Below are 19,916 nucleotides of genomic sequence, written 5' to 3'. Positions count from 1 at the left end.
TTTTTATGCCATAATCATTTTTAACGCTCGGCGAATTATCAATACAAAGCAGATTAAAAATCCCGCTAAAAACCCTCCAATCAAAATTCCATTCAACCGACCAAATTTCTCTTTAGTTAATGGAAAAACAGGTTCATCAACAACTTGTATCAATGGGGTTTCTTTGAGAAGTGACATCCTAGTCATTTCTAAATTTTTAACTAATTCGCTTAAAATAGCCTTGTTGGCATCGGCCGTATATTGGGAACGAGTTGCTGGAACTATACGTTGAACCTGCCTAGTTGGATTAAGGTTAGGCGTAGCATCTGCAGCAGCTACTGCAGTATATATAGCGCCATTCATTACTGCACGAACTGAATCGCTTTTGCTTTTTAGAATATTAACATTTTCGATTGACTTTTTGATCTTTGTATTCTTGTAAAACTCATTTACGGTTTTTACAATAGCATTGTTAAATTGCTTAGCAAAAAGCTCATCGATAGATTTCACATCAACTTTAATAATGCTGAGTTTCTTATCTGGCTTGGCTACAAAAAGCATGTTTTTGTTAATGTTATTAACGATCGCGGTCATTATACTATCTCTAGCTCTAATATATTGCGCATTACCACTGCGGATTGTATAGTCACTAAAGCGTATGTTTTTTAACAATGGTTCCTTAGCCCACTGGTTACGTAATTTATTAAAACTAATGTACCTATCAATCAACAACTGTTTGTGCCCGTCATTATCAACAGATGATAACAACGCATTCTGTATCATTGTGTGTGACTTATACAGCTGAATAATATTATCTCCTTGAAAAATTCCACCACCACTGCCTACATCAAGTCCCACCATTGAAGCAAGCCCCCCTAAATTTGCAAGTGGACTGCCCCCCCCATTGCTTTCTTCAAGAACAAAGGTTGTAGTAGCTGTATAAATTGGCTTTTTAAGCCAACCGTAAGCTAATCCAATACATGCACCGATAAAAGAAACGAAGAGGATAATGAGCCATTTACTCAATAAATACCGCCACCAATCTTTTGCGAAAAGAATAAGATCCTTTAATGACATATCATTTTGCTCTTGGTGTTTTTGATCTTGAGAATTTTCAACAATCATTTTGATCTTTTTTCCGTTTAACTGCAAACTATAAAGTAAATTAATATTGGATTACCTCAGTAAGCTTACCACAATTGCCGCTAAAGAAGCTATACCTGTCCCAATTCCGATCCATGCTTGCGCACTGATTCTTTCGCGCTCAGCTCTTTTCGGCACCATAATCTCTGCACCGGGCTTAACTTTGGGGTAATTGTTAAAAAACAAGAATTTACCTACTGCAGCTGCAGATCCGTTTGCATACTTAATATACACTCCACCTTTTCTGGCAGTAGCTGTAAAGCCACCTGCGCCATTAATGTATTGCTTTAAACTCTTTCCGGGCAGATAAACAATGCTATTTGGATTTAAAACCTCTCCTGTAACTCTTACGGTCTGCAACGTTCGAGGGACACGAATAACATCCCCATCTTCAACAATTAGGTCATATTTTGATAAAGGATTATTTAATATTTTCTCTAAATCTATACCCACAAGATCACTTTGGATTAGTTTCTGTTCTATTTCTGCCTTTACTGTATCTTTTACACCGGCTTCTTGTGCTCTTTTAAGACTCAAAAACTTTTTATCTTCTTCTTCCTTGTTATTGATTGCATTTTTGTCTGCTGGATTCACTTTTTCGGCTCCAGGCCTTTTTAAAGAAGCACCATCTGCATAGGCCGACGAAGTTAGACCGCCTGCTCTTTTTATTATATCAGAAATTCGTTCATTTTTATTAGTGATCGTGTAGGGTCCAGGATAAACTACCTCTCCCTCCAGTCTAACTTGTTTTTGGATAGTGTACCCCTCCGAATTCCTTACCGAGATAATGTCAAAAGGCTTTACAATAAATGGTTCACCCTGTATCTTCAAGTTCTGATCTATATTTACAGTAAACAACTCCGCTGTTCTTGCAGTTGCCGAAGTTGCATCGCTATTTCTTACTCGTCGAGAAACCTCTATTCTGTTTGGTGTTGCTCCTTCTTTAAAACCTCCTGCTAGTTGGATAGCCGTCTCTAATGTCATATTATCTGCGTAGTCAAAAGCCCCGGGTGCACGAACTTCACCTTGAATACTAACTTTATATTCGTCTCTTAGTTCAAACAATGAAGAAATAGTGATCTTATCTTCGCGTCGCAATATAATATCCTGTGTTTCTCCAGACATAATTTTGGCCACATCAAAAGGCACTAGCAATAAGGTGTTATCTGGATTTAAGCGGTTGATATAACCTCTGTTTAAAAATGCATCTTCTGTTAAACCATCAGCTTTATTAATTAAGCCTTTTAGCGTAAGACCTTTATCAAGTTCGTACATTCCAGGGCGGAATACAGCCCCTAAAATCTCTACTTTATTTGCAAAACGATCCAAAATTGCTTCAACTATATAATTATCTCCGTTTTTTGGCACATATTCAGCATAATTTACCGCTGGAACATCTACAATGCGTCTTTCTTTATCAGTATTTTGAAAAGACTTAATTTTTGCTGTATAGGCTTGTGTAGTAAAACCACCTGCAAAATTGATAACGTCTTGAAGCGTCTCTCCTTTAACTACTTCAAATAAGGCCGCTTGTTTAACTTCTCCCGATATTTCAACCCTTTTCTCATAAACGGGCACATGAATAATGTCCTGATCCTCTAAACGTATATTCCCTTGCTGGATCCCATTTAAAATAAAGCTGTAAACATCTATTGTCTTTATTACCCTATTGTTTCTAATAACTTGAACATTGCGATAGGATCCGTTCTGCGATGGACCTCCACAAGCATATAAAGCAGTATAAACTGTAGATAGCGATGATAGCGTATAAGTACCAGGTTTGGTTACGTTACCTGTCATAATTACTTTAATGCTTCTTATATTTCCTAAATTTACCGCTAATGATGTACGTCCTGTTATTAAAGCTTTGTAAGTTCTAGAAAGTGCCGACCTTATTTTAGAGGCGGCCTGTTCAATGGTTAAACCAGCGACGGCAATGCGCCCCACATATTGAACATTAATGACACCATCTGGACTTACCTGTAGGTTATAAGTGGTTTCATTATCACCTGTCAAATCGATAATAAGCTTATCATCTGGGCCGATAACATATCCCTTAGGCGTAGCGATCCGAAGATTAGGCTCAAATGTGATATTACCATTGCGAAATAACTCAGATCCAAAAACCTTTGGCGCAACATTATCGTCTTGTTCATTCTTTTCGTTTGCAATATCTCCACCAGCAGTTGTTTCGCTATATTCTCGTCCGGTATTAACAGATTTATTTTCAACCTGCGCGGTGGTTCCTTGGCTACGCAACTTATTTACACGTAATCTCAATTTCTGCAACTCTTCGGCCTTCATTCCTCTTGCTGCAGCCATCTGCTCTAATTGCGCCTCAGTATAGCCTATTGATTCTGCCTGCTTGATCATTTGCAAAATTTGAGCATCAGAGAGTTGATCAACCTTTACATCTATATAGCTGGTTTGAGCAATAGAAGAAAAATGAAGTATGAAGGAAAATAAAATAAAGGTAGTTAGTAAACTTACTTTTTGCCTCATTGGTATTTTTGTGTATAAGTGTCCGTAAATGTACTATACGCTATTCATCAAATAAAGTAGAGAGCTTAACTTCTAAACTTATTCAAAGTAGTTAAGAGTATTAAACCCGCCTTCTTTTAAGAACTCGTCTTTTTTCATTAAATTCAAATCAGATGTAATCATATCACTTACTAAAGCTGGCAAATCATATTTTGGCCTCCACCCAAGTTTAGATTTAGATTTAGTTGGATCACCCAATAATAGATCGACCTCTGTTGGCCTAAAATATTTTGGATCCACTCGTACAACCGTCGTGCCAAGTTTCAGATTATTTGAATTTATGCCTAAACTTTGAACTTTTTCTTGGTCTATATCTATAATTACGCCTTTTTCCCGCTCGTCTTTTCCAGAGAATTCAATCTCAATTCCCAATTCCGAAAAACTCATTTTTACAAAATCGCGGACAGTTGTAGTAATACCTGTAGCAATTACAAAATCCTCAGGTTGCTCTTGTTGAAGAATAAGCCACATGGCTTCTATATAATCTTTAGCATGCCCCCAATCGCGCTGGGCAGAAAGATTACCTAAATATAAGCAGGTTTGCAATCCAAGTGCTATTTTACATGCCGCACGGGTAATTTTACGTGTCACAAAAGTTTCACCCCTCAATGGGCTTTCGTGGTTAAATAAAATGCCATTACAAGCAAACATACCATAAGCTTCACGATAATTTACGGTAATCCAATAACCATAGATTTTCGCTACTGCGTAAGGGGAGCGTGGGTAAAAAGGCGTGGTTTCGCTTTGCGGAACAGCTTGAACCAAACCGTATAGCTCTGAAGTTGAGGCTTGATATATTTTTGTCTTCTTGGTTAGTCCCAATATCCTTACAGCCTCTAACAGTCTTAATGTACCAATACCATCTGCATTTGCAGTATATTCTGGCATTTCGAAACTTACTTGAACATGGCTCATGGCAGCCAAGTTATATATCTCATCAGGTTGTACTTCTTGTATGATTCGAATAAGATTGGTAGAATCTGTTAAATCTCCATAATGTAGTTTGAACTTTACATCATTTTCGTGTTGATCTTGATATAAATGATCTATCCTGTCTGTATTAAATAACGACGACCTTCTCTTTATGCCATGAACAAAATAACCTTTTTTAAGCAAGAACTCTGCTAAATAAGCTCCATCCTGTCCAGTAACTCCCGTAATTAAGGCAATTTTCATAATGATATAACTAACGTTTTAAGCTTGCAAACATAACAAATATTTTCTGCCTTTTACTACAGGCAATTTACATTAGGCGAATAGAAAAGCTCTAAAATTTATATAAAGACATTAGTTATATGGTTTAAAGTCGAGCATTTACGAAACTACGATCAATGAAAGATTTTGTATCAAATATTATTGCTCCTGTTCTTTGTAGTTGGGCGTAGTCTATTTCAAGAAATTTCCGATGAGCGACGGCAAGAATAATCGCATCATAATTGAGGCTAATTTCGGAAATAAGTTTAATGTTATACTCCCTTTCAACTTGTTCAGCACTAGCCCAAGGATCAAATACATCAGTAGCAATGCCAAATGATGTCAGTTCTTTATAAATATCGATTACGCGCGTATTTCTGATGTCGGGACAATTTTCCTTAAAAGCAAAACCCAAAATCAATGCTTTTGAACGCTTTATATTCTTATTTTTAGTCAACATCATTTTAACTACTTTATTGGCCACAAACATGCCCATCTCATCATTAACCCTTCGCCCAGAGAGAATAACCTCTGGTTTGTAGCCTAAAGTTTCAGATTTATGTGCCAAGTAATAAGGATCAACGCCTATACAGTGCCCCCCGACTAATCCAGGCTTATATTTGAGAAAATTCCACTTGGTGCCTGCAGCCTCCAATACATCATTGGTATCAATTCCCATTCTATCAAAGATCAAAGCCAATTCATTTACAAATGAGATATTTACATCACGTTGTGCATTTTCGATTGCCTTTGAGGCTTCTGCAACTTTTATACTGGGTGCTTTATGTGTACCTGCCGTTATGATGCTTAAGTAAAGCTCATCAACTGTCTTTGCAGTTTTGGTGTCAGAACCTGAGGTTACCTTTTTAATCTTGGTAAGCGTATTTATTTTATCTCCTGGATTAATCCGCTCTGGAGAATAGCCACAAAAGAAGTCAGTATTATATTTTAAGCCAGATGCTTTTTCTAAAACAGGCACGCAATCTTCTTCGGTGCATCCAGGGTAAACAGTGGACTCGTAAATTACGATATCATTTTTTTTCAGAAAGCCTCCTACCATTGCCGAAGCTTCAAGCAAAGGCTTTAGATCGGGTTTTTTAGCATCATCTATTGGAGTTGGTACGGTTACAATGTAAACATTGCAAGATTGTATAGTAGCCGGCGCTGAAGAAAGCTGCAGATTTTTGGATTGTATAGCTTCTTTTAATTGATTTAAATCAGCTTCTTGCGTATTATCCTGTAAGGATTTTAACTCTTCAATACGTTTAGAATTAATGTCAAATCCAAGGACTTCATATTTCTTGGCAAATTCTATCGCCAAAGGTAAACCAACATAGCCTAATCCTATAATAGCGATTTTATGATGCTGGCTCATTACCTTATTTTACTATTTTAAGCAAATAGTCTCCATAGCCACTTTTAATCAAGGGTGCTGCGATTTGCTTCAGCTGTTCTGCATTAATAAATCCCATCCTATAGGCAATTTCTTCTATACAACCTATTTTTAGGCCTTGGCGCTCTTCTATTATTTGGACAAACTGTCCAGCCTGCATTAATGAGGCAAAAGTGCCTGTATCCAACCAAGCTGTACCTCTACTTAAAACCCCAACTTTGAGTTTGCCTCTCTCCAAATAAACCTTGTTTACATCAGTAATCTCATATTCACCTCTTGGAGAAGGTTTAATATTCTTTGCTATTTCAACAACCTCATTGTCATAAAAATAAAGTCCTGGGACAGCATAATCCGATTTAGGATTTTGTGGTTTTTCTTCAATAGAAATAGCCTTTTTATTGGAATCAAACTCTACTACACCATAACGTTCAGGATCAGACACCTGATAAGCAAACACCACGCCTCCATCTGGATCAGAACTTGCCTGTAATAATTTAGCCATTCCATCACCATGAAAGATATTATCTCCCAATACCAAAGCAACCTTATCTTTACCAATGAACTCCTCACCAATTACAAAAGCCTGTGCTAAGCCATTCGGTTCGTGTTGCACAGCGTAACTAAATTTGCAACCTAAATTCTCACCATTTCCTAATAATTTTTCAAAATTTGGCAAGTCGTGAGGTGTAGAAATAATCAATATTTCTTTAATTCCAGCCAACATCAATGTTGATAAAGGATAATAGATCATTGGCTTATCATAAACCGGCATCATTTGTTTACTACACGCCAATGTTAAAGGATGTAGACGGGTTCCACTACCGCCTGCTAAGATTATACCTTTCATTTTATAGTTTTATTAATGTTTTGGGGTCTTATTGTTAATTTAACTTTGCTATACATTGAACTAAGCTATCTCTCCAATAAGGAATGGTAAGCTTGAACGTATTCTTTATTTTGCTTTTATCCATTACAGAAAATCCTGGACGCTTCGCTTTTGTTGGATAGGCAGAGGTTGGAATAGGATTGGTTTTTACGTTCGTTCCACTAATTTCGAACACCGCTTTAGCGAAATCAAACCACGAAGTTACTCCTTCATTGCTATAATGATAAACTCCATAATTCCTATTCTCAGAAATAATAATGTCGAAGATTGCATTAGCAAGATCGATAGCATAGGTTGGGGTCCCAACTTGATCAGCTATAATACTTAACTCGTCTCTTTCAGCTCCAAGTTTTAACATCGTCTTCACAAAGTTATTAGCATATTCAGAATACAACCAACTCGTCCGAATAATTACATGGCTTTCCAAAACAGAAGCAACTGCTTTTTCTCCATCAAGCTTTGTTTGCCCATAAATATTTATCGGTTTGGCTTCATCTTCTTCTAATAAGAGCTTTATGAGATTTCCTTCAAAAACAAAGTCCGTAGAAATATGGATCAACGTGGATCCATGCGCTTTGCAAGCAATAGCCAAATTGGCTGCGCCTGTTTCATTGATGGCTTTGGCTAAATCTACCTCGTCTTCTGCTTTATCTACTGCTGTATATGCTGCGCAGTTGATTACAAAAAGTGGTTTAATTTCCTCAAACAATGTCTGCAAAAGCTCAGGCTTTAAGATATTGGCATCTTGTTCTGCCGGAAAAAAAATGTCGTTGATTTTTCGGCGTTCGGCTACGGTTTTTAAACATTGCCCCAATTGACCTCCAGCACCAATCACTAATATTTTATTCATAAAGAAGAGAAAGGACTAAGGGTTAAATCTTTATCAGAAACAGATTGTTTGTCACCTGGCACCAACCAATCTATATTTAATTGGGCATCATTATAGATTACACCTTGTTCTGAAGCCTTATTGTAAAAGTTATCACATTTATAGAAGAATTCCGCTGTTTCACTTAATACAGAAAATCCATGTAAAAAGCCACGCGGGACATACAACTGTAATTTGTTCTCGGCACTTAGCTTAACAGAAATATGTTGGCCGTAAGTTGGCGAGCCAGGCCTAATATCAACAGCTACATCTAAAACCTCGCCTTTTAAAACCCTAACCAATTTGGCCTGTGCAAATTCGCCACCTTGCGCATGTAGTCCCCTAATCACACCATAAGAGGAGAACGATTGATTATCTTGAACAAAAGCTCCAGAAAGCCCAGTTTTTTTTTCAAAAACTTGCTGATTAAAGCTTTCGAAAAAATGGCCCCTGCTATCTTCAAAAACCCTTGGTTTGATAATAATACAGTCTTTTAGACCCGTTTGTTCTATTTCCATTAGGCGTTACTGTATTGTTGTTGATAATAAGATTGATAGTTTCCAGAAGTTACATTATTTAACCAATCTTCATTCTGCAAATACCAATCCACCGTTTTTTCCAATCCTTCTTCAAATTGAAGACTTGGCACCCAATCTAGTTCTTTTTGTAGCTTTGTTGAATCAATGGCATACCTTAAGTCATGACCTGCCCTATCAGTAACATAAGTAATTAGTTTTGCAGAATTACCTTCCTTACGCCCTAGTTTTTGATCCATAATCTTACATAGCAAATTAATTAGATCAATATTCTTCCATTCGTTGTGACCACCAATGTTATAAGTATCGCCTGTTTTTGCCTTATGGAAGATAACGTCTATCGCACGAGCGTGATCCTCTACCCAAAGCCAGTCACGTACGTTTTCGCCCTTGCCATAAACAGGCACTGGCTTATTGTTTTTGATATTATTAATGGCCAAGGGGATCAATTTCTCAGGAAAATGATGCGAGCCATAATTATTTGAGCAGTTTGATATTACACAATCCAACCCATAGGTATCGTGGTAAGCCCTTACAAAATGGTCTGAGCTTGCTTTGGAAGCAGAGTATGGGCTGTGTGGATCGTAAGCGGTAGTTTCGGTAAACATGCCCGTTTCTCCTAATGCACCATACACCTCATCAGTACTTACATGGTAAAAACGCCTGGTTGCATAATCACCCTTCCAATGTTCTTTGGCTGCATTTAATAGGTTAACCGTACCAATTACATTCGTCATTACAAATGCTGTAGGATCAGTAATAGAACGATCTACATGGCTTTCGGCGGCCAAGTGGATAACCGCATCAAAGTTCTCCACCCTAAATAGCTCGCCAATAGCACTGGCATTTGTAATATCTTCTTTTACAAATCTATAATTGGGTTTATTTTCGATGTCTGTTAAGTTAGCCAGATTGCCTGCATAAGTCAGTGCATCGAGGTTAACGATTTCATATTGAGGATAGTTATTCACAAATCTGCGCACAACATGCGAGCCAATGAATCCGGCACCACCGGTAATTAAAATCTTCTTCAAAATAGATATTTAGGTTAATGATTTCTCAATTGTTAAAACAGGTTTGATAGGCACAATATAAAGTTTATCCTTATGTTAACTCTTTGAAGATACGCTATTTTCCAATTCTGCATACCATTCGGCACCATATTTTCTGATTAGGGGATCTTTTAGAAACTGATAAACCGGCACTTTGAGCTCTCTTCCAAAAGTACAGGCATCGCTACAAATGTGCCACCTATCGTAATGAAGCACATCAAATTCTGGATATTTGGTAATCCTAATTGGATAAAGGTGACAAGAGATCGGCTTTTTCCAATCCACTAAGCCTTGCTCGTAAGCTTTTTCTATAGCGCATTTGGTAATGCCGTTTTCAAAGGTTACATAGGCACATTCCTTATTTCCATCTACACAGGTAGTGGTCAAATCGCCATCCATATCTACGACATAGGTACCTTGTGCTTCAATCGCCTCAATCCCTTTTGCGGCCAACAAGTGCTTGATTTTTGGATAGATCTCATTCAATATAGCTGTTTCGGCTACTTCCAACGGCGCACCCGAATCGCCTTCTACACAACAAATACCTTTGCATTTATTCAAATTACACACAAAGCTTTCGCTTATCACATCTTCATGCACCAAGGCATTTTGTACTTCAATCATTTGCTTTATTTAACTTCCAACCGGATATTTCAATCCGGTGGCTGATTTAATTTCTAAGGTAACCGAACCCACCAAAATCTCTACCTGAGCCTTTACGGGCACCCTGTTGCCATCATCGGTTATCCAAAGGTACAATTTACTATCTTTTCTAAAAACACGGCCAGGCTTAATAGAAGGGCTAAACTTCAAACACCTGACATTACCCAGCTTGCTTTTTACATTTTCCTTGCCCACATACTCTATTTCCAACGCACTGATTTCATCACCCAAAAAATAGTTGAGCTTAAATTTCTCTCCAATTTTGAGCTTGGAGATATCTAAGCTACGGGCAAAGTAATAAGCCGAAACCAAGTCGAACGTTTGTGTGGTCGGTGTAGCAAAAGTGCCTTTATTGGCTACCACTTTTTTAGTATCCTGATAAAATCTTGCCTTATCTTGCCTGCGGTAACTGGCTTCTCTAATATTCTCTTGATAGAAATAAGGGGTAAGGTCTGTTTTATCTATATAAGAATCGTAGTGGTCCCTGATTTTATAGAAAATATCGAAGGTACCCGATGTTTGCGCATCAACAGAAAGCCTGTAAGTGGGTCTGTTGTCAAATTTTAAATCTGTTCCAAGCACTTTAATGGTGGCTTCGGCAGCAGTTAAGAATCCATACTTCAGCTTGTAGGTAAGCACCTCGCCTTCCTGAAAGATCGGTTCTTTCTTCAGCGGAAGCTCTTGGGCAAAAGCTTGTATGCCAAATAAGGTTACGGCTATCAATATTACTAGTCTTCTCATATTTGGTGAACAAACAAAAAGCAATCCAAAATTATTAGTCCTTACGCTTGTAGATGGGTACCGTTGAACAAGGCTCGCCATACATGATGCTTTTCGCCACTGGTGTTAGCAATGCCGTAATCTCTACATAGGCCGCAACAGGCACTTCCAAATCAGCACAGCCTTTGATCACCACGCGCTCGCCTGCAAAAGCATTGATATCTATTTTAGCCAATGCTTTGGTATAAAGCACCGCTTCTAGCGTTTCAAGGCTACCAAACACCACTTCATTGGCATACGGCTTCATTTTATTGGCCAGCAACATATAAGCCCAAGTAGGCACTATGGCATCTGCACTGCAGGTAATGGCGATGTTCTTGTTTGTATATTGTTCCCAGTTATGTTCTTTGATAAATGCCCTGAAATCTTGTTCCTTGAGCATTAGCCCATGAAATAGATTGTCTTTAATATCATACACCAAGCGTTCTCCTTTGTGGAAATATTCTTCGAGGTTTAAGGTTATCAACCCGCTCGAAGCCACTTTATTAACGATGTTTTCCTGAATATCCATAAGCTATAAAATAAAAAACCGCTCCGACGGAGTCGAAACGGTTGTAAATTTACGCAAATCAGATTAATAGAATTTCACCCGATTGTCTTTTATATCGCTTTTTTCTTGTAATGCCTGGAAAGCCGCTCCCAAAGAACGCTGGCCTACACCAAGCAACATGGTTTCTTTTTGTTTAAATGTATTGCCCATTGGCGCTGGAGCTGTAAATCCTTCTACAGTAAATACATAAACACCTTTATCGCCTTCAATTGGTTTCGACAATTTATTTACAGCCGAGCCAAAGATGGTACCTACCACTTTATTCTCCTGGGCCAAGCCTGGGATAATAGGGTTAGCAAACACCATATTTTGTACAGGAACCGAAGTTTTGCCTAATTTTTGAGCTACCTGATCAATGTTTGAAGCACCAGCTAAGGCTTTGTTTGCTTTATCGGCAAGCAATTTGGCTTTAACAGCATTCATTACCATTGGCTCGATTTGTTTTTTCACATCTTCTAAGCTCAATTGGCCTTTAGGCTTCACATCGGTTAGATGAGCTACTACAAAGCCATTGTCCATGGTGTAGATCTGAGAAAGCACATCGCCTTTTTCTGCTTCGTAAGCATCTCTGATCAACTGACGCGGATTGTCTAAACCAGGTGCAAAACCTTGCGAAGCGGTAATTTTATCGGCTATGCCCACAGTATATCCTTGTTTCTGAGCTAATGCGTTAAAGTTATCGCCTTTTACTTCGTTTAAGAAGTTAGACGCTTTTTTATATGCTATATCTCTGGTTTTGGCACTTGGCGCCAAAGTTTTCTCGATGTAAGCCAATTTAGCTGTTTTCGAAGAACCTATCTGTTTTTCGATTTTGATCAAGTGAACACCAAACTGGGTTTTCACTACTTTCAAGTCGCCTGTTCTTCCGTTAAAAGCAGCTTCCTCAAATGGTCCAACCATGGCATTTCTACCAAAAGTTCCCAAATCGCCACCTTTATCCTTAGAACCATCAACGCTGTATTTTTTAGCCAATTCGCCAAAGTTTCCACCTTTTTGAACTACGGCTTTTAACGAGTCTGCCATTTTCACTGCACTTGCTTCGCCACCTACTTTGCTCGGATCGATCAAAATATGACTAGCTTTTACTGAATCTGGAGAGAAACGGGTATCAATTACTTTAATTAGTTTATAGGAGTTTCCTGAGAAGGTTGGCCCGTAGAAACTTCCTGCCGGATAGTTGAAGACTACCGAATCAACTGCTGGATCTAGTTTTCCTTTAGAAATATAAGCATAAGGAATTTTTACGTCAGAGTTGTTTACTGCAAATAGCGAATCGTTAGGCGTAGCTTTAAAATCTGCTGCCAATTTCTCTACCTGAGCTTTAGTTGCTGCCGAATCTGCTGCTGTTGGCTTAATGCTGAAAGAAACATATTCGAAAGTGCGGGTCTCTGTAGGATTATCGAAACGTTTTTTGTTCGCGTCGTAGTAAGCCTGGTAATCAGCATCAGTAATTTTAACGTCTTTATCTAAAACAGAGCTGTAATCTAAATTAACATATTTAAAGTTAACCAGTTTATTACGGTTGATGTACTCGTCGTTAGCTTCCAATGAAGTTACATAAACTGAGTTGCGAACCAAGTTTGCATATTTTTGCTGCAAGGCTTGTTTTTCGATCTCCAGTTGCAACATATCCCATTGCTGTTTAAGCTTCGGATCTTTTTGTTGTGCTTTTAAAGAAGTAATTACCGCATTGCGATCTAACTCGCCAGTTTGCGGGTTCGAAAAATACTGTTTAATCAATGGGCTTGGGTTTTTGCCTTGCAAAAGGTCAAAAAGCTCGTCGCCAGATACGATTAGGCCTAAACGCGTATACTCTTTGTTCAAAAGTACATTCGCAATCTCGGCCTGCCATGCCTGATCAACAGCCATTGCCTGCATTTGCGGATTGATGTTGCCGCCATATTGTTGTTTAAACTGCGAAACGCTTTGTTCTACTTTAGGATTAAATTCTTCATATTTAATCTCTTCACCATCTATAGAGCCAACCGAAGTTCTCGAAGCTCCCCAGATAGACGAAGTGTGCTGCAACAAAGGCTCTAATACAAATAACGCTAATACCACTGCGATACCTCCAACTAGAAAATATCCCATTCTGGTACGCATGAAAGTCATTAATCCCATATTATTCTTATTTTATCAATTTTTTTTTAAGAGGGCGCAAGATACAAATTTGCGACTAATTAGAAAATATAATTTTTATCTGTTTATTTATTGATTCTCAGTGGTGATAAAGCAATCATGATTTTTGTGATCATTTCCTTGTGGGCTTTGGTAAATCATGATGGTTTTATTTGATTTTCGCTTTGATAATTGGCAGATAACCTGTCAGCAAATCTTTATATTAAGGGGCTATTTTACCTTTTAAGAATCCTTCTCCCGATGCCTGAACAATGTTATAAGTACTGAAATCCTGTGGTGCCGAAAACTCGGTTCCTGTTATTACACTGCCGTCTTTTGAAGTCACCGTTCCATAAGGCGAAAAGTACATGCGTTTGTTTTCATCCCAAGTCAGTTCTTCTGTAGTAAAGGTGATCTGATCGTTGATCACTACTACGTGCTTCCTGAAGATGGTAATCTTTTCGCCTTCCTTGTTAATGGCATAGTCCGAAGTAATAGACCCTTTGTCTTTAAGAAACTCGTCGAAAAAATTGATTTTTATCCCTTTGGGCATTTCATTGTACTTTGCGCCTTGCGATGGGGTAACCTGATCGAGAATTGGTGCAAAGCCTTTGGCCTTTACCTTTGCCGAATCGCTATAGATGATCTCTACGCCATAAGAACGGTCTTTGCTCAAAATAATCTTCTTGGCCGAAATTGCAGTGGCATTTTTCAGGTCGTCATCATTACAAGAGGCCATGATGCCCGAGAACACCACGAAAAGTAACAATAGGCCAGATGGAATACCCGACTGCTTCATCAAATGAGTTTTAGCAATAACGAAAATCTTCGCTACAAAGTTTGATTAGTCAAATTTAAATCTTCTGAACCACTTGTCGTTCAAGGTAAAGCCCAAGTGGAAGTTGATGTATTTCTCTTGCAGCAAACCATTGCTGATGGTTCCTCTTTTGCCCAGCTCAGCACTGAAGTTCATTTTGTAGAAAGAACTTCCCCCAAATGACGATAATGGCAAGCCTAAGCCAAAAGTAACGGCCATTTGCTTGATATCCTGATTGGCCATCTGGATATAGGTTTTATCATATTGGAAACCGAACCTATAATCAACCCTTTTAAAATAGCTGTTAATCGAAGTGATGTCTGGTGTAATTTGTCCGCCTACAGAGAAGCCATAAGTATCTTGCAAGCCTTGGTTTACCTTATCGATGGTTAGGTCAGACCATTTGCCCAAGCGGTAATCTGCACCGAACATCCACTTGTTGTTCTTTTGGAAAGTAATCCCAAAATTGTGGATCAAAGGCATTTTAAGGTTAGTTGGTGCATTTTCTACAAATGCCAAGGTATCTATAGCCGTGTTTTCGTTGCCTTGTGCGTCATTATAATATTGGGTAACTACCTGGCTCTTTTTAGAATCGATCCTCGATGGCGACGATCCCGAATAGCCTAATATAATGGAGGTTTTGCTATCTAAGCTGATATCATATTGGGCGCCATAAGAAAAACCGATACCGCCTACGCTGTTTTTGGCCTGCAAACGTGAATTAATTGCTCCAGGCTCATTTACATATTCTGTAGAACGGTTTTCTACCAAGTTGCCAAACAAATATTCGGCATTGGCTCCAATCCTAAAGTGATCTCCAAACTGGATACCATAACCTAAATAGGCTTTGGTTAAGCCACCCTCACCGGTATACCTGTAGTCTACGGTTTTGGTATTTTCAGGTGTAGTACCTACTGTTGTGGTATTGATAAAGTTATAACCCAATTCAGAATAAGGCAAAATACCAAAGCTCAAGGCCGACTTGGTCGTCATTGGAAAAGCAAGTGCCACATGGCTTAAGGTTGCATTAAAGCTATTTTCCTTTTGGCTGCTGTTTTTTAGCTCTGTAAATCCGGCTCCCATCCCGATATCCAGGGTGGTTAAATTGATAGAAGCATAAGATGCAGGATTCTGCATATTAATGTTATTGAAGAAATTAACCTTGTTAACAGCAGTAGAAATGCCACCCATTGCCCTTAGCTGCGGCAACAGCGAACCCTTGATATTACCTACGCCAAACTTAGAATAGGGAGACTGTAAGGTAATTTGCGCATTTGCGGCAGCACTTGTCAATAAAAGGCAAACTGCAAACGTATATCTTAATTTTTGGTGCATATTAATGTGTAAAAACTTCATTCAATCCTTTTAGAACCAAATAGGGTTCATTTATTATTTGGGGTGCAAAGATGCTATTTTTTAATTGCTTACTCAAAAAATCGGCATCGCCTCCTGTTATTATTACTTTCAGGTCTTTGTTTTTCTCGTTTGCTGAAGCTATAAATCCTTCAGCTTCGTTAACAACGCCCAACAACACCCCGCTTTTTATGGCATTGGTGGTGTCTGTTCCTTTCGGAATATCTTCTTCCTTGTTCCAATTTACCAGTGGCAACCTACCTGTATAATGGTTCAAAGCCTTAAAGCGCATGTTAATCCCCAGGCTTATGCTTCCTCCAAAATATTCGCTGTTGGCCGTCAATACATCGTAGGTAATACAAGTGCCCATATCAATCATAAGGCAATTGGCACCTTTATGTAAGCCATGCGCGGCGATCACTTTTGCCCATCTGTCTAATCCTAGCGTAGGCTGTGTTTCATAATAGTTTTTAATGCCGGTATTGATTGCGGTGGTAAAGGGAATATAGTTAACCAACTGACTTAAGAAGGCGCCAAGTGAGGCTACATCTTTGCTTACACTAGAAATGGTGGCGTTTTTTACCTGGTATTTCTCGATTAAGCCTTTAAGGTCGGTTTCTTCTAGTGCTGCAAGCCTTTGGTAATGAACCAACGTTTGATGCTCAAAAACCGCAAGTTTACTATTTGTATTTCCAATATCTATAACCAGATTATGCATAAGCTCAACCTTGGGCAGATTTAACCGCAATTTGAACCAGAAAAACTACTACTCCAAATTTCATGGCACAAAGCTATCAATCTTTGGCAAGTTTCAAGGTCTCAAATTGTTAAAAAAGGTTAAACGAATAAAAAATACTGGATGCTGCATACCAAAACGGCAAACAGGCTTTCATAAAACCAGCGCTTTTTGGCATTTGAAAAATAGTAGGCCAGCAATACGGCGCCCGGCGGCACGCACAGCAAGAAATGGTAAACCCTAAAATCGGGCTTGGTATAAAAGCTGATGATGGCAATGACGAACATAAAAAACAGCATTTGAAATGCCTTTCTTGTGCTGATAAAGCTCCTGAAGAAATTTTCGCGCAGCTGCAAGGTGGCTAAAATAATGATAACGCCTATCGGGATCAGCACCAGGTAATCGTTATAGTTGATTTGCAATGCCGAAGGAAATTTATTGATCAAAGGCCTCCAGATCTGATAGAACTGGTTAATTTTATCATTCCAATAATAGAAAACGGCAATAAAGAAAAAGATGGTCAGAAAGCCGATGATCCCCGCTACCCACTCTCGCCAATTAAACGAACGATACAGCAAAAGGCTTAGCCAAAGCATCAAGAGCAATACGATAAACGGAAAATAGATCAAGGTACCCAAGGCAATGATCATCCCTACATCGAACATCGTCATCATGGCATTAGTGGTTTTGCCAATCTTTAGGAACTTGTCCATGATCCAGATCAGCAGAAAATTACAGATCAGTGGGGGACTCAAAATCAGGAACTGCAAGAACAAGCTTGAACCTGTAACATACAGCAGAGCGGGGAGATAGCTTGGCTTGGCCAAAAGACCGTGGTTATTGATGATCCGATTAAAAAGCAGGGCCTGGATAAAAGTAATGACCATGGCCAAGAAAATATTTACTACAGGCGAAAACGAATCCTCAATTGGAATCTGGATAAAGAACTTGGCATAAGGCTCTAAAAACTCGAAGTTGAGCGGATTAGGCAGATGGATGAAAATAGCCAAGCGCATAAAAATAGTATATGCGGCCAGCAAAAGAAGGTTGAAAGGGCTTAAATTCCGAAACTGATTGATCATGCCTGTTAATAAAGGCAAAGTAAAGAAAAATTTTCTAGGTTACAGTCAATGGCTAATAGTACATGGTTGATAGTTATGGCTTACTATAGACTATTTGACTATCGACTATGGGCTATCGACTACAGCCTAATAGCCTTAGGGCTAAAACCTAGCCCCTGGCATATTTCTTTACCATATTGCCGATAATAGCTGCCGTTTCATCAGGAAAGTTAAACTGATGTTCTTGTGGCTGTTCTACAAACTGCTTTAGCATAGGCAGCCAATTTCTATTGCTGCCCCAAATTACCGGCAGACCCAATTCTTTCAGGGCATACGCATTGCACTGTTGCTCGTATTGAAATTTCATCGGTGCTACCAACAATTTTTTGCCCAGAAACAAAGCTTCGGCGGGGCCTTCAAAACCACCACCTGTAAACACACCCTCGCAACTGGCCATACTTTTGTTAAACCTTTCGTTATTTACAGGCTCAACAAATACATTGCCTTCGGAATAGCTGAATTTGGTATGCTTTGAAAACACCTCCCATCTTACGCTAGGGATTTGCTGCAAAACCTTTACCAAGCGCTTATCATCAATTGCCGGCAGATAAACGGTATAGTGGCCCAAATTGCTAGGTGCAAGGTTCCTGATTTCGCTTCTGATGACCGGCGTATAGATAAAATCGTCGTATCGTTCAAAATGGAAGCCAATATGATGGGTTGTTGGGGCGTAGTGACTTAAGATCAGCTTTCCCCAGTCGATTGTTTTAGGGCGCGGCACTTTTTTCGACTTGAAAGAAGCCTGATGGCTGAGCGATACGCTCTCCAGCTTTTGCATTTTGCAGGCCCAAGCCGTCACCGGCTCAAAATCGTTAATGATGAGATCGTAATCTTTTAAGGGCACGTTGCGCATGTCTTTTCTAAAACGAGGCAGGTTCATGTTGCGCCAGGTTTTATAATGATCAACCCCTCCCTTTTTTCCAAAAATAAAGCTGAAACCGTGTAATTGGTATTTTACCTCTTGACTGAGCTTCACATCGGCCTGAGTGCCAGAAACCAGTATATCGAGATCGCCGTGTTGCTGCAACAAGGGCACGATTTCCCTTGCCCGGCTAATATGTCCATTGCCGGTGCCCTGAATTGCATAAAGTATCTTCATTCGCTCCTAATATCAATATTTTTCAGCAGTATTTAGAAATTGTTTAAATTTCTGTAGTTCATTTTGGTACAGGCGGCGAGACACCGTCCAATAAACCCATTCTGAAGGCGGGTGCCTCCATCCGCCTCATCAAGCTGCAATATTTTATTCATGATGATTTATGCTTTAGGCAATTTCGAGTTTAATCTTTTGCAATAAAGTATTCACATCTAGTTTACTGTGCAGGTCTTCGCCATCCGACAGAATACCTTGTTCTACATCGTCTTTCTCAAAATCCTTGTATTCAAACTTAAAGATTTTCCATTCTTTGTTATTGTACTCCAGCGCGGTAAGGCTTTCAACCCAATCGCCGCTGTTCAGGTATTTTACCTTGCCATCTTCTGTACTGATCTCTCTAATTTCGGGCTGATGAATATGCCCGCAAACCACATATTCGTAACCTTTTTCTATGGCCAGCTCCGCAGCGGTTTGCTCAAAACTGTTGATGAACTTCACCGCATCCTTAAACTTGGCCTTTATTTTCTGAGAGAAGCTCATTTTTTGTCGGCCTAATAAGCTCAGGCCCCAGTTTACAAAGCTGTTGATCAAAATTAGGCTATCATAACCGATGGCACCCATCTTGGCGAGCCATTTGGAGTGCTGCATGGTAACGTCGAAAATATCGCCATGAAAAAACCAGGCTTTCTTGCCATCGAGCTCTACCACCAGTTTGTTTTGAAGGTGGAAAGTGCCCATATGCATATCGGCAAATTTGCGCAGCATTTCATCGTGGTTACCGGTGAGGTAGTAAACCTGTACGCCTTCTACAATAAACTTCATCAATTTACGCAACACCTTCATATGCGATTCTGGCCAATAGCGTTTGCTAAACTGCCAAATGTCTATGATATCGCCATTAAGTACGATCATTTTGGGCTTGATGCTTTTCAAATACTTGAGCAGTTCTTTGGCATGACAACCATAGGTACCCAAATGCACGTCAGAAATTACCGCAATTTCTACTTCTCTCTTTTCCATAAGCTGATTTTTAGGGGCCAAAATGCCTGATGCCAGTTTAAACAGGCGCCACAAAATGTTGGGGGAAGGT

General features: G+C 39.2%; 18 protein-coding genes. All 18 read right to left on the bottom strand.

Annotated features, from left to right (window positions below; all coding sequences use genetic code 11):
• Positions 1-3 precede the first annotated feature (3 nt).
• The 18 genes from AC570H_RS19930 to AC570H_RS19845 all read right to left on the bottom strand — a co-directional run bounded on the left by AC570H_RS19930 (position 4) and on the right by AC570H_RS19845 (position 19,846).
• A complete protein-coding gene (locus AC570H_RS19930) occupies positions 4-1,104 on the bottom strand; it encodes a Wzz/FepE/Etk N-terminal domain-containing protein (protein ID WP_497358181.1) in 1,101 nt (366 codons plus the stop codon).
• Between the two features lie 51 nt (positions 1,105-1,155).
• A complete protein-coding gene (locus AC570H_RS19925; protein WP_497358179.1) occupies positions 1,156-3,624 on the bottom strand; it encodes an SLBB domain-containing protein in 2,469 nt (822 codons plus the stop codon).
• A gap of 78 nt (positions 3,625-3,702) precedes the next feature.
• On the bottom strand, positions 3,703-4,839 hold the full coding sequence (gene gmd / locus AC570H_RS19920; protein WP_497358177.1) for a GDP-mannose 4,6-dehydratase: 1,137 nt from the start codon (positions 4,837-4,839) through the stop codon (positions 3,703-3,705).
• 124 nt (positions 4,840-4,963) lie between these two features.
• Complete coding sequence (locus tag AC570H_RS19915; protein WP_497358175.1) at positions 4,964-6,232, bottom strand: nucleotide sugar dehydrogenase; 1,269 nt, start codon at positions 6,230-6,232, stop codon at positions 4,964-4,966.
• Positions 6,233-6,236: 4 nt separating this feature from the next.
• Positions 6,237-7,097, bottom strand: coding sequence for a glucose-1-phosphate thymidylyltransferase RfbA (rfbA, locus tag AC570H_RS19910; protein WP_497358173.1), 861 nt, complete (start codon positions 7,095-7,097; stop codon positions 6,237-6,239).
• A 34-nt stretch (positions 7,098-7,131) separates the two neighbouring features.
• Positions 7,132-7,986, bottom strand: a complete 855-nt coding sequence (rfbD, locus tag AC570H_RS19905; RefSeq protein ID WP_497358171.1) for a dTDP-4-dehydrorhamnose reductase — start codon at positions 7,984-7,986, stop codon at positions 7,132-7,134.
• A complete protein-coding gene (gene rfbC / locus AC570H_RS19900; RefSeq protein ID WP_497358169.1) occupies positions 7,983-8,522 on the bottom strand; it encodes a dTDP-4-dehydrorhamnose 3,5-epimerase in 540 nt (179 codons plus the stop codon). The genes rfbD and rfbC overlap by 4 nt, the downstream gene beginning before the upstream one ends.
• Positions 8,522-9,574, bottom strand: a complete 1,053-nt coding sequence (rfbB, locus tag AC570H_RS19895; protein WP_497358167.1) for a dTDP-glucose 4,6-dehydratase — start codon at positions 9,572-9,574, stop codon at positions 8,522-8,524. The genes rfbC and rfbB overlap by 1 nt, the downstream gene beginning before the upstream one ends.
• Before the next feature lie 75 nt (positions 9,575-9,649).
• On the bottom strand, positions 9,650-10,216 hold the full coding sequence (locus AC570H_RS19890) for a DUF3109 family protein (RefSeq protein ID WP_497358165.1): 567 nt from the start codon (positions 10,214-10,216) through the stop codon (positions 9,650-9,652).
• A gap of 9 nt (positions 10,217-10,225) precedes the next feature.
• On the bottom strand, positions 10,226-10,996 hold the full coding sequence (locus tag AC570H_RS19885; RefSeq protein ID WP_497358163.1) for a DUF3108 domain-containing protein: 771 nt from the start codon (positions 10,994-10,996) through the stop codon (positions 10,226-10,228).
• A gap of 34 nt (positions 10,997-11,030) precedes the next feature.
• The gene (locus AC570H_RS19880) at positions 11,031-11,546 is read right to left on the bottom strand and encodes a DUF2480 family protein (RefSeq protein WP_497358161.1); all 516 of its coding nucleotides are present in this window, start codon (positions 11,544-11,546) and stop codon (positions 11,031-11,033) included.
• Between the two features lie 63 nt (positions 11,547-11,609).
• Positions 11,610-13,706: a peptidylprolyl isomerase gene (locus AC570H_RS19875; protein ID WP_497358159.1), complete on the bottom strand. Its 2,097-nt coding sequence runs from the start codon at positions 13,704-13,706 to the stop codon at positions 11,610-11,612.
• Positions 13,707-13,926: 220 nt separating this feature from the next.
• The gene (locus AC570H_RS19870; protein ID WP_497358157.1) at positions 13,927-14,502 is read right to left on the bottom strand and encodes a hypothetical protein; all 576 of its coding nucleotides are present in this window, start codon (positions 14,500-14,502) and stop codon (positions 13,927-13,929) included.
• Between the two features lie 45 nt (positions 14,503-14,547).
• A complete protein-coding gene (bamG, locus tag AC570H_RS19865; protein WP_497358155.1) occupies positions 14,548-15,876 on the bottom strand; it encodes a BamG family beta-barrel-assembly machinery protein in 1,329 nt (442 codons plus the stop codon).
• A complete protein-coding gene (locus AC570H_RS19860; RefSeq protein WP_497358153.1) occupies positions 15,857-16,591 on the bottom strand; it encodes a type III pantothenate kinase in 735 nt (244 codons plus the stop codon). The genes bamG and AC570H_RS19860 overlap by 20 nt, the downstream gene beginning before the upstream one ends.
• Positions 16,592-16,710: 119 nt before the next feature.
• The gene (locus AC570H_RS19855; RefSeq protein WP_497358151.1) at positions 16,711-17,691 is read right to left on the bottom strand and encodes a DUF6427 family protein; all 981 of its coding nucleotides are present in this window, start codon (positions 17,689-17,691) and stop codon (positions 16,711-16,713) included.
• Between the two features lie 148 nt (positions 17,692-17,839).
• On the bottom strand, positions 17,840-18,829 hold the full coding sequence (locus tag AC570H_RS19850; protein WP_497358149.1) for a glycosyltransferase family protein: 990 nt from the start codon (positions 18,827-18,829) through the stop codon (positions 17,840-17,842).
• 165 nt (positions 18,830-18,994) lie between these two features.
• The gene (locus tag AC570H_RS19845; protein ID WP_497358147.1) at positions 18,995-19,846 is read right to left on the bottom strand and encodes a UDP-2,3-diacylglucosamine diphosphatase; all 852 of its coding nucleotides are present in this window, start codon (positions 19,844-19,846) and stop codon (positions 18,995-18,997) included.
• Positions 19,847-19,916: the final 70 nt, after the last annotated feature.

The sequence above is a fragment of the Pedobacter sp. B4419 genome, assembly GCF_059693725.1.
Note: the sequence above shows the minus strand (reverse complement) of the source record. Positions and strands in the feature narration are given on the sequence as shown.

Bases quoted from the DNA above. Each gene is read 5' to 3' on its own strand.
- AC570H_RS19845 (WP_497358147.1), bottom strand. From the start codon at position 19,846: ATGGAAAAGAGAGAAGTAGAAATTGCGGTAATTTCTGACGTGCATTTG.
- gmd (WP_497358177.1), bottom strand. From the start codon at position 4,839: ATGAAAATTGCCTTAATTACGGGAGTTACTGGACAGGATGGAGCTTAT.
- rfbD (WP_497358171.1), bottom strand. From the start codon at position 7,986: ATGAATAAAATATTAGTGATTGGTGCTGGAGGTCAATTGGGGCAATGT.
- AC570H_RS19925 (WP_497358179.1), bottom strand. From the start codon at position 3,624: ATGAGGCAAAAAGTAAGTTTACTAACTACCTTTATTTTATTTTCCTTC.
- rfbC (WP_497358169.1), bottom strand. From the start codon at position 8,522: ATGGAAATAGAACAAACGGGTCTAAAAGACTGTATTATTATCAAACCA.
- AC570H_RS19855 (WP_497358151.1), bottom strand. From the start codon at position 17,691: ATGATCAATCAGTTTCGGAATTTAAGCCCTTTCAACCTTCTTTTGCTG.
- AC570H_RS19915 (WP_497358175.1), bottom strand. From the start codon at position 6,232: ATGAGCCAGCATCATAAAATCGCTATTATAGGATTAGGCTATGTTGGT.
- AC570H_RS19850 (WP_497358149.1), bottom strand. From the start codon at position 18,829: ATGAAGATACTTTATGCAATTCAGGGCACCGGCAATGGACATATTAGC.
- AC570H_RS19860 (WP_497358153.1), bottom strand. From the start codon at position 16,591: ATGCATAATCTGGTTATAGATATTGGAAATACAAATAGTAAACTTGCG.
- rfbA (WP_497358173.1), bottom strand. From the start codon at position 7,097: ATGAAAGGTATAATCTTAGCAGGCGGTAGTGGAACCCGTCTACATCCT.
- AC570H_RS19930 (WP_497358181.1), bottom strand. From the start codon at position 1,104: ATGATTGTTGAAAATTCTCAAGATCAAAAACACCAAGAGCAAAATGAT.
- AC570H_RS19870 (WP_497358157.1), bottom strand. From the start codon at position 14,502: ATGAAGCAGTCGGGTATTCCATCTGGCCTATTGTTACTTTTCGTGGTG.
- AC570H_RS19875 (WP_497358159.1), bottom strand. From the start codon at position 13,706: ATGGGATTAATGACTTTCATGCGTACCAGAATGGGATATTTTCTAGTT.
- bamG (WP_497358155.1), bottom strand. From the start codon at position 15,876: ATGAAGTTTTTACACATTAATATGCACCAAAAATTAAGATATACGTTT.
- AC570H_RS19885 (WP_497358163.1), bottom strand. From the start codon at position 10,996: ATGAGAAGACTAGTAATATTGATAGCCGTAACCTTATTTGGCATACAA.
- AC570H_RS19880 (WP_497358161.1), bottom strand. From the start codon at position 11,546: ATGGATATTCAGGAAAACATCGTTAATAAAGTGGCTTCGAGCGGGTTG.
- AC570H_RS19890 (WP_497358165.1), bottom strand. From the start codon at position 10,216: ATGATTGAAGTACAAAATGCCTTGGTGCATGAAGATGTGATAAGCGAA.